The sequence below is a fragment of the Paenisporosarcina sp. TG20 genome, from assembly GCF_000286315.1.
Taxonomy (GTDB): Bacteria; Bacillota; Bacilli; order Bacillales_A; family Planococcaceae; genus Paenisporosarcina.
Genome location: NZ_ALJG01000229.1, coordinates 1 through 11,739, shown reverse-complemented (window position 1 = coordinate 11,739; position 11,739 = coordinate 1). Strand labels below are relative to the sequence as shown.

Genomic DNA, 11,739 nt, shown 5'->3' with positions numbered 1-11,739 from the left:
TGAAACGGAAATCACTAGATTTAAATAGAAGCCTATCTTATTAAAGGACCGGGCGTACTTTGCCCGGTTTTTCTTAAAATATAAGAAAGTATACAAAATTACTGTGCCATGAACCCAGTACTCATGGTGTTTTTAGTATATAGAGACTAACATGCTAGGTATTTCTTTGATGTGACTCTCGTTAATTCGATTAATGTGAAGTGTGATTTCCTTTTTTAGAAACGCAAATTTCCTGTCAGTGGAAGTGAACTTTGTTCAGTAATATATTCTTGGTTAGTAATATTTGGGTTGTATATAAAAAATCATCCTATATAGGTTTTGGTACTTTCTTTTTATAAGATAAACCGAATTTTTTATTTATTTTTATATTGTTATCACTGTTAATTTTTAAAAGAAGAATGATTGTAGTGGAAGGCGGCGACTCCAGCGGGATAAGCGTGTTCGGTGAGACCCCGCATGAGCTTGCGAAGAGGAGGCTCACGGACCGCCCGCGGAAAGCGTCCGCCTGTAACGGAAATCATTAGATTTAAATAGAAGCCTATAAAAAACTAAACGAAAAATTATGCCCCAAGCAACACCTGATCAAATGTGAACAACGCTTCGTTTATTTCGTAAATATTGTAGTTCTTTTCTTCGATGAAAAACTGAATGATAACATCGAATTTACTACTTCTGGATAGAGTATAGCCAGCAGTTTCCAGTAAATCCTTCGTTTCATACAGATTTAATTCTAAGGCAATAGCAAAAGCAATAGCTGTTTTTTTCTGTGGTGTATAGCCAGGTGAACTCCGAATTTTCGAAAATAGTCGGCGATCCAGATTCGCTTTTTTATAGGTTGCTGTATCTGTCATCCCTTTTTCATCAATAAAACGTAAAAGCCTCTCTGAAAAGGATTCATCGATTTGGTCCAACACATCCACAAGGCTTCTATTCTCCTGTATAGATTCTTCCAATATATCCGGCAATTGATGAATCTCTGACTCAAATTTTAGTTGGTTTCGCGAGTACATAATCTCATGTTCTTCCACATAATGCTCGTCGATATACTGATGAATAGACTTAGATAGTTTTTCACTGAACCCAAATGATTCATTATCAAAAACGACGATGTATACGTACATCTCATGCCCCATTAAAAATTCATGGATGGCAGAAATCGCAACCTGTAAAGCCCGTTCCTTCGGATATCCATAAATGCCTGAAGAAATGAGTGGAAATGCAATTGACTCACAATTAAGAGTAGCAGCGAGTGCCAAGGATTTTTCATAACAAGACTGAAGAAGTTTTTCCTCGCTATGACTCCCCCCTCTCCAAACTGGTCCAACCGTATGGATAATGTATTCTGCCTGTAGCTGGAAACCTTTTGTGTAAACGGCCTCTCCAACTGAGCAATTACCAATTACATCGCATGCCTCCTGCAACACTTGAGCTCCGGACGATTTGAAAATAGCCCCTGAAACACCTCCACCCATCTGTAGTTCTGAGTTTGAAGCGTTGACGATTACATCTACATTCATTTTTGTTATATCGTTTCTGACAATTTCTAAAGGCATGATTGGAAATCTCCTTCCATTAATAACTCTCTCTTCATATTAATCTATTCTGTCCATATATGTAAGAAATACTGTACACCGTCTTGGGGAATGAGAGAAGAGTCTCGTTTCATTAATTTAAATAAGCAGCCGAAGATGAAATTTCGGCTGCTTTTGAGTTTTCTATAGAGTTTCAGCGAATAAGCAACTGAAGACATGTATTCATACAAAAGACACCTTCAATCATGCTAAAAGCTGATTGAAGATGTCTTTAATATGGGTAGGCTTGGAAAAAAGTTTAAAAGTGTCATCAAATCGAGACGATAAAAACAGTTAGGCATAGCCATATATGCATACTATTTCAAGGTAAAGAGAGTAATTTCAGGTGGCACATTAATCCGTAGTGGTAGAGCACTAAATCCAATTCCCGGATTTACATATAGATGGTTTCCTTCCGTACCATTTTGGTCAAACCAACCGTAGGGATGAGTTTTACCGTCCTTAACCATTGATAAATATGACCAATCAGGTGTGATAGGAATCCTTATTTGACCACCATGCGTATGGCCCGATATGGTAAGTGGTGCTGAATTAGCAATGAACGACTCAAACTCTTTTGGATTGTGAGCCAATACTACTCGAGGAGCCTCCTCGGGAACATCATCAAATGCAATAGTGGGACTAGAAAATCCAGGCCATGTTGACCCGATTCCGACGAGAAAAAGTGAATTGTTCGATGGTGTACCAACTTCAACCTCATCCTCTGAAAGGGTTAGTGGAACAGACTCATTTTCCATTACTGTTATTCCAATGTCTTCTAATGAACTAGTTAATTTCTCGGCCACTACAAGATTTGGTTCTTTTGTTTTTTTGTCCATTTCATAGTCATGGTTTCCGAGGACAGTAAAAACAGGAATACTTGATTCAGCTAAGGGACGGAGAAGGTCTTGAACCTTTTCTATTTCATGATCTGTATCTCCTTTAGTATGGTAAATGAAGTCTCCAGTGATTAGAACTGCCTTCGGTTCCATCTCAACTAGTTGGTTTACAACCCGTTCAACCGTATACGAGTTATCCATCCACATTCCAACCTGAAAATCCCCAACTACTGCAATTTCTTCGCCTTTCCAAGATTCAGGAAGATTTGGAATAGATGCTTCTTCTTTTTCAACATTGATATAGTATGGTTCGATAAGTCCCCAAATGACCAGCACTCCAAGAAAAATGCTACTGGAAATGACTATTATTTTTAATGCCTTTTTAATCATCATCATTCCTCCACTTTCTTAGATTATTTTCCCCTAAATAACAAGATGTGCATTTAGCATTTCTATTTCGTTCTATTAATCGTATCTCCTAAAAATTTGCGAAAAAAATCCAATGGACGTATATCACTCCGACTTCTCCATATCATCCATTCTACGGAAATAATACAAGCGATCATCCAAACTCCTCCTGCCATGTAACCTGATACGACATCACTTGGGAAATGGGCTCCTAAGTAAATGCGGCTAATTCCAATCAAGAGTACTAAGATACCTGCAAGAATTGCAAAAATCCATTTCATTTTTCTTGAAAGCTTGGTTCTTGCAACAAAATATATGACGAACCCATAAAAAATGAGGGATCCCATCGAATGACCACTAGGGAAGCTATACCCAATTGCATCAATCTCAGGATTAATCGACGGTCTTTCTCTTCCGAAATAATGCTTAAATATCTGAGTGAGAATGCCCCCTCCACCTATGGCCAAGATAAAAAAGATGATTCCCCATTTATCTTTTTTAGTTAACCAGAGTGTAAGAATGAGCAATATTGACATGGAGGTTAAGAACCACACCGAACCAAGCTCTGTTATAAATACAAAAAATTGATCTACTATTCCTGATTCAATTATTTTTAAAGTTGAAATAATAGCAGAATCAAAAGTTTCAATTTCGTTCTCCATTAAACCTTCTGCAATTTCTAAAAAAGTGTAACTGAATAAGGTAGCTATTCCTAGCCCAATTAGAAGAAGTACAAATGGAAAACCAACTTTCTTTAATTTCTGCTGCTCGTCCATCTATCTCACTCCTTTCTCTACTAAATAAAAGTCTATATTAGTAGATTGCCAGTTCTATAACATTTAAACATTTGATTAGTTCATATTAATAGAAAATATGTAAATGTGATCTAGTGATATCAAAAATAAACGGGCGAAGATGAAAATCGGCCCTACTGAGACTTTTCTATTCTAAACGATTATCATTTACTCACAGGTTCCAAATCATAGATTCATTCTATTCCGTTCATACATGCAAGAAATTTATGTCAAGTGCAAATCATTGACAACCCGTTTTGTGGAATGAAAGAAGAGTCTGGTTTCATTAATTTAAATAAGCAGCCGAAGATGAAATTTCGGCTGCTTTTGAACTTTCTATAAAATTTAGGGGTACCGCGTTAGTTATGACAATAAGAGTTACAATATCGGGCATCCTGAATCTGACACTCCCACCGCTAAAGAAGCAGTGGGCTTTTAGCTAGACAAGTTTGTGATACAACCGTCGCTCGACACCCCCTAGCAAGCGGGTAAGTAAGTGGATTATTGCTATTAAACCAGCTGGGAGATAAGTTTCAACATTATTGTCTGCTTGATTTGATAGAACATCTTTTTAAGAAATGTAAATTTATTCAGTATCCTCTTTAAACAATTCCTTTAAATATTGTTCTTTCCTGTTCAAAAAACCTTTCATTACCTGGTAATGATCGGTATCTTCGTATTCGACTTCAGCGATGGGTGAAGTATCAAAATTCAATATTTGTGATTCTGGGTAACCTAATAATATTGGTGAATGTGTGGCAATAATAAACTGACTGTTTCCATCTTTTACTAACTCCCTTATTATTCTCAATAACGCCAGCTGACGTGATGGAGATAAGGCCGCTTCAGGTTCATCTAATAAATAAATACCTTTTTGTCCGAATCTATTGTTAAATAAATTAAAGAAAGCTTCCCCATGGGATTGTTCATGCAAGGATTTACCACCATAACTTCTAAAAATATCAGGACTATCTTTAGATAATTGGTCTAAGTATGAAGCAAAATGATAGAAACTCTCGGCTCTTAAAAAGAATCCCTGGTTAATCTTTGGGAGCCACGAAAGTCGAATATGTTCTCCTAACGTAGAGTTCGAAGATTCTATTTCATACATATTATTTCGCCCACCTCCAGCAGTATTAAATCCACACTGGTAGGCTATAGCTTCAAGCAAAGTAGATTTTCCAGACCCGTTTTCTCCCACAAAAAAAGTTACTTCACTAGTAAAGAAAATTGAATTAGACGCTTTAATTGAAGGAATGGAAAAAGGATACAACCTATTATTAACCTTATCTTTTTTAATGGTTACACTACGTAGAGACATTCGATCAAACTCCTATGATTTTACATGTTTCTAATTTTGTATGAATTCATATTAACATTGTTATCATCCTTAGTACGACTTTGTCTCTATAATTTTTGCAAGTCTTCGCATGTTTATCTTATAGAAGAATCAAATTCGCCACAGTTCTATTGAACCAACAACCCTCTAGATTCTCTGAAATCAGTAACATGCTTATCAACGATGTGACCTTTGTCGATGACAATTGCGTATCGCAGGCGTATTATGACTGCATAATGTATCGCGCCATCCACCGTATATTCCGGATCATCGATGCTTGAAGGGCGGGAAGTCTTGATTTATAATGAGTTTCATCATCACTATTTCTCTAATTGTTCCATCCCTGGGACGCGATTTTCCAAGGTCGAAATCTGACCAATATATAAATTATGATTTTCAGCTAGCTTCGTACGGAAAACCTGCTGCATCATAACCTAAAGAACGCAAAAATCGTGATGTGACCTTGTCACATCGCGATTCTTCTTTCTATTAGGCAATCGTGTATCCGTTTCTCGCCTGCAACCTAAACATGCATTGGTCTTTTATTTTGGTTTACTAGGGAATGGACACTTACTGCTTATAAAAGAAGCCGCCGAAGATGATATTTCGGCGGCCTTTTGCTAACTTTAAAGGATTATTCTACGTTATTTAATAGAAGGGTTTCACAGACTCTACCGTACCTGTGTAAGACTTCAATGTTCCTCATAGGTTCCAAATTCAAGCCGAAATCTTCATCATTTTAGGTTTTCCGGCTGTCGGAAGTGCAGCTGGTACAGATGCACCAGACCCCTTTTTATTTCCTCCCTTTGGTTTCTTTTCTTTCTTGTCTTTCTTTGGTTTTTCTGTTGCCTTTCTATCTAACTTAATCACAATCGTTGTTAACGGATCGATCGTTAAGGTCTCTTTTGATAAAGTAAAGCCCGATTCTTTAGAAACTTTTTTAGTACTCGCTTCATCATTGTCCACTAAAATCACACCGTCAGAGAAATTATATTCTCCCAATGTTAACGTGCGGGCTTTGTTATCTGCATTGACAAACACATAGTAATTGCCCGTTTTATCGGTTGAAACATTTTCGTACGCAATGACTAAGTCGGAATCTTTCACTTCAGGGAACTTGAGTAACGAAACATTTGTATCAACCAACTCTTTTTCACCTAAGCGGAAGGCATTTGTTGATCTTCTTAAGTTAATTAAGCCTTGTGTGAATTCTCTAGTTGTTGTATTGACTGCATATTCTTTTTTGTTCGTTGCTTTCTCCCAATCAAATTTATTGATGGCATCTGAAGAGTCATAGGAATCATGGATGAAATAACCAAATGGATTCCCATCAACATCTTTAAATTCATGATATTTCTGTTCGGGTACTCCTTCAGCTAACCATTGCTTCGTTCTGCCATATTCCTGGCCTGCATGGAGAAACGCCGTACCTTGAGATGTTAAAATCATGGAGTTTCCAAGTCGAATGCGTTTATGAATTTCCAGGTTGTTTTCAGCAATTGCCGGATCCTTTTTAATGGATTGAGCAATGACATCATATAAAGGCAAATTGTCATGTGCTGCGATGTATTGGACCATATCACCCGGATCATCATCGGACGTATTCGAAGGCTGTCCTTTAATGTTATTGAAAATCGTTTGAACATCTCTTGCGCCACCCGTTAAAAATCTTGGCTCTCCTTCTGAACCGAAACCAGATTTCAGTTCATTACGGATTTCGTCAGAGAATACCCCAACATCGTTTGTTTTATCCATCCAATCCTGATCTGCACCCATTCCGGCAAGTGACGGATCAGCTATATGACCTGCAAATGTTCTCCAACCTTCGCCAATAAATAAAGCATCAGGATTTACTGAAGCGGCAGCATTATAAGCATTTTGAATAGATGGATAGGTTGCGTCACCCATCATATCAAATCTCATACCATCAATCTTGTATTCTTCAAACCAATATTCCACTGAATCGACCATTAGCTTTTCAGCCATTGTGTGACTTGTTGCCAGGTTGTTGCCAAAACCTCCTAGGAAGTTGCCTTTAGCGTCTTGATACGCATAGTAATTTGGCACAATGTCATTTAATGCACTGGCTTTAGCCATATGTGTATATACAACATCAAACACAACGCCCATTCCAGCATCATGGATTGCATCAATTAATTCTTTCAGCTCTTTAACGCGTAGCTCAGGATCTGTAGCATCCTCTGAATACGCACCATCTGGTGAGAAGTAATTATGAGGGTCGTAACCCCAATTGTATTCATTGCCACCTGCTGAATAGGTAAGTTCTCTTTCGCCTGCCTTCGTTTCATCGCCATAATACCAAGCCATGACGGGTAGTAATTGAACATGTGTGACACCTAGAGATTTAATATAATCGAGCTTATCAATAAACCCTTTATAGGAACCCCATCTTGATTTTAAATCTTTTTCTATTGAAGGATCCGACGTAAAGTCTCGAACGTGAACCTCGTAAATCACTGCATCTTCACGCTTTTCATAGCCATCAATTGAAGCATGATCAAATCCTTTTGGGTTTGTACCGCTTAAATCAACGATAGCTGCTTTACCAACGTCATCGCCGTCAGGACCTGCTACACCTTTTGTATTAACCGTAAATGCTGCCATCGATTTCGCATAAGGGTCTAATACTTTTTTCGTTACGCCATCATTTGTTACTTCGTATTGATAGTAGTAGCCTTTAAGATCAGTAACAGCCAGTTCACTCGGGCTGATGTCTTTTGACCAGACCCCTTGCTCGCCGAGTGTTAACTCCACACTGCCAATTGCAACAGCAGCATCATCTTTATCATAGAATTTCGCCACTACTTTTCTTGCTGTTGGTGCCCAAAATTTAAGTGTCGCATGTCCATCTTTGTATGTTGCACCAAGATCGTCGCCATCATATGCATACATCTTATCAAGCATTCTCCAGCCTGAAGTTGCTGAAACCGTTGTGCCTGAGTACGTAATAGACAATGGTAGTTTATCTAACTCGAATGTTGCTTTTACCTCAACCGTTTTATCTCCAGTGATTTCAACACTGTCAACTTGAATTGCTGTTCCATCAGCATCTTTAATAGCTAACCCTGTTTGTAAGCTTTCAGAAGTTAAACCATCTGTCATCGTGAAGCCGAGTAGTATCGTATCTTCGGAGATAATCTCACCTGAAACAATTCCAGATGCTACTTCCTCATAAGGAGAAATATAGACGGTATCATCGCCTTGCTTGATCCATAAATGATTATACTTATCTAGTAAGTTGAATGATTTATCTCCACCATCTTTTTCTTGTGTGGCTTGATTGACGATTAGGAAACCAATTTCCTTTGCATCTTCTGTCAGTTCGATATCCGCATATGCGCCATAACGATCAACCCCGTCAAAGTCTGCTGCATCTGTTGGCCAATTAGCAGAAGGTGCTGCTGCATCGCCCCAGTTCCAAATGCCAAAGTTATCGTAGTCTGAGTTGTCACGAGTGTAGTGAATACGCACAGTATTTTCTGGTAAATCAACTGGTTCGTACGTATATACTTGATCTGAACCTTGCTTAATCCAAATTTCATTCATCTCTTGCGAAGAAATCGTAAAGCCTTTGTCTCCACCATCTTTACCAGCGTCACCAGCTGTTATATCCATAACAAGGAAGCCAATATTTTTTGCACCGTCAGTTAGCGGAACGTCAATGTATGCTCCATAACTATCCGTTTTTTCAAACATAGTTGCACCCACTGGCCAGTTAGCCGAAGGTGAAGCTACATCGTTCCATAACCATGCTCCATAGTTCTCATATATATTGTCCGTGCGGTTATAGTGAATACGAATATTATTCGCAGGAACTGGTTCAACTGCTTCTACACTGTCTCCTGTAGCGACCGCACCCGTAATATTTCCACCTTCAACTGTCAATAAGACAGTACCCCCATCAGTTATCGAAGGAAGTGGTACAATCATTTTTCCAGTTTCATTTGCCGTGTAAACCTCTCCAGAGTAATGATCAGTTACAACAGCATCTTGTGAATCAACCGTTAATGTTACGTCTGTTGTGTCTTCAGCAACGTTCAATCCGACATATACAGATTGATCTTTATAGTCACGTGAGAATAATAAGAATTTATCTGTATCAGAACCTCCTAAAGATATTCTTTCCCCTTTAGCAAAAACTTTTGAATGCTCACTTCTAAAGTTAAGAATCTTTGTGTAGTGATCTAATACATCATTATTTTCTACTTGATCCCAAGCAAAGTCATAGCGGTTATCGTATTGCGGGTAGTTATTGGCTCCAGTTTGACCAAGTTCTTCCCCGTAATAAATAACTGGTTGTCCTTTTGCAGTTGCTTGAAGGGATGCGGCAATTTTCAGCTTGCCTTCATCTCCAGCTAATGAATAAAGGAATCCATCTTCATCATGACTGCCTAAAAATTGGCCAAATGTTGCGGTATTATCAACTTTTCCATTTCGAGTAATAAGCGCGTCATTTGCAGCTTCTAGATCGCCATTTACAAATGTACGAGCTGTATTTTTAAACTCAAAGTCCAATAAAGAATCCATCATGCCTGTTTCAAGGTAGCCTAGGTTATTATCAACATTTGCACCCCAAGCTTCACCAATCATCTTAAACTCAGGCATCTTGTCAGTTAACGCATTTTTAAACTTCATCCAAGTTGCATCTTCAATATGCTTTACGGTATCTACCCGGAAGTAGTCAATCGTGTTTCCTTTAGCTGTCGTAGCATCATCAATCCAACTTGTTTGCCAATCAATGATTTGCTGACGAACTGCGGGGTCTTCAGTTTTAAGATCAGGAAGTCCAGCTAATTCACCAACAACCTCATCCGTTCCAACATCTGCGCCTTGACGGACAATATCGCTAAATCTAGATCGATCCTCATCCGTTGGGAAACCTGCAGGCTGGTTTGCTATTGTTCCATCGATTTCTTTTAAGCCATAGCCTGTATGATTTAACACTACATCCACCATGATTTTCATATCACGGTCATGAGCAGCATCAATTAACTCATGGAAATCTTCCATTGTTCCAAAGTGCGGATTTAATTCCCCGAAATTACTCGCCCAGTAGCCATGATAGGCGAAGTACGGGTCAACAGATGTACCATTCGTTTCAGCAGAGCGGACATCATATTTTATATTTTCTACAATTGGGCTAATCCAAATTGTGTTGACACCGAGATTATCTAGATAATCTAGTTTTGTCGTAATCCCTTTCAAATCGCCACCTTGGTAAGTACCACGTGAATTGGTGTCATAGTTAAGATCATAAGGATCGTTGTTACTCTCATCACCATCAAAGAATCTGTCTGTTAACATAAAGTAAATCACAGACTCGTCCCAATCAAAATCAGACTCTCCTGTCGATTGTCTCGTTTTAACTTCTACTTCTGCTGATCCTTCATGTGTATTTCCAAAAGAATCAACCACTGTTAATGGAATGACTTTGGTACCAGCTGTAATGTCGTCATCTACTGCAATAGCAATCTCTTTTAAGGATGAATCAATCTCCAATTGATTTGATTCGCCTAAAGAAGAAGCATCTGCAAAGATTTTGCTAATTGAAAGATCGTCTGTCAATCCTTGAATATCAACAGATAATACAGCATTTTGATTGTAGTCAATAGCTGCTGGTTCTACTGAACCTAAAACCGTCAAATCAGCTTGAAGGAATTCAATCTTCGAAACTCCATCGACTGTATTGTAAGGATCACTCACTTCAGTTGTGACGCCATCTTTTGTTACAAGATATGTGTATGCTGTTTCACCATTTGGAATGTTGTTATATGAATATACAAATCTCTCATTCTCTGGCTCATAGGTCATATCATTCGTTTGTCCACCAAACTTTAACTCTACTTTTTCAATCGTGTCCATTTCATCGCTAGTGAAAAGGATTTTATCACGGTAATAAAACGTCGCGTTCCCTTGGTCAATAACAGGAGCTGAGCCATCAGGAACAATTCTAATTTCCTCGACACCACTTGTAATATAAGCTTTTGTAAGTGAATCATTGTTATTCACTTTAATAAAGCGATCCCCAAACTCTTTTTCTGCGGTATTCCAGTCCTCTGTACTACGGAGCACAAATCCAAATTGTTCAGTTTCAGGAGCAACGGCAATATTTACAGTTGCCACGCCGCCTGCATACGATTCAAAATTGATTTGATCATTTGTTACACCTGTATTCCATGCCCAAATATTCCAATCCCCATACGTTTGATCTTCGCGTATATAAGTGAAACGTACATGAGGTTCAGTAGACTCCGCTATTTGAACAATATCATTTTCAATCGTATTAATAGAATCTGTGGCAAGTGCTTGTTTCGCTGGTATAAAAGGTAACCATAAGCTCAACACCATAATCAACACCATAAAAACCGAAAATTTACGTTTACTATTTTTTGTTATTTTCACTCACTGTTTCCTCCTTTGTCTCTTCTAGTAGAGTAGTAGATTAATTCTAGGAATCCTCCTTTCTCCAAATAGACATCATCCACTTAGTTGATGTGAAACCGTTTGCGCAAATAGATGAAATCACTTGCATCACACGATGATAAGAAGGTAATCTAGCTGATTGTAATCATGGATGGAAATTATGCAAGCGCTTGCATTTATATTTACATGAAAAATATTACAGGAATTTTCAGTAAACTGCAATAAGCAAATTAGATTATTCAGAATTAGTTGTTAGCCCGACTTTCATCAGTTTTTGATAAAAACACATCAAAAACCGACTTTTCACGTATAGAAACGTTGATTTATCAACGTTTCCCTTCCGG

At 38.2% G+C, this 11,739-nt stretch carries 5 protein-coding genes; all 5 read right to left on the bottom strand.

What is annotated here, in order from left to right; all coding sequences use genetic code 11:
- Positions 1-560: 560 nt before the first annotated feature.
- The 5 genes from B371_RS0105290 to B371_RS0105270 all read right to left on the bottom strand — a co-directional run bounded on the left by B371_RS0105290 (position 561) and on the right by B371_RS0105270 (position 11,374).
- Complete coding sequence (locus tag B371_RS0105290; RefSeq protein WP_019413263.1) at positions 561-1,553, bottom strand: macro domain-containing protein; 993 nt, start codon at positions 1,551-1,553, stop codon at positions 561-563.
- A gap of 335 nt (positions 1,554-1,888) precedes the next feature.
- Positions 1,889-2,800 (bottom strand): metallophosphoesterase, encoded by a 912-nt coding sequence (locus B371_RS0105285; RefSeq protein ID WP_019413262.1) that lies wholly within the window; start codon positions 2,798-2,800, stop codon positions 1,889-1,891.
- Positions 2,801-2,862: 62 nt separating this feature from the next.
- Positions 2,863-3,594, bottom strand: a complete 732-nt coding sequence (locus tag B371_RS0105280) for a phosphatase PAP2 family protein (RefSeq protein ID WP_019413261.1) — start codon at positions 3,592-3,594, stop codon at positions 2,863-2,865.
- Positions 3,595-4,198: 604 nt separating this feature from the next.
- Complete coding sequence (locus B371_RS0105275; protein WP_019413260.1) at positions 4,199-4,933, bottom strand: AAA family ATPase; 735 nt, start codon at positions 4,931-4,933, stop codon at positions 4,199-4,201.
- Positions 4,934-5,668: 735 nt separating this feature from the next.
- The gene (locus B371_RS0105270) at positions 5,669-11,374 is read right to left on the bottom strand and encodes a pullulanase (protein ID WP_019413259.1); all 5,706 of its coding nucleotides are present in this window, start codon (positions 11,372-11,374) and stop codon (positions 5,669-5,671) included.
- Between the last annotated feature and the right edge of the window lie 365 nt (positions 11,375-11,739).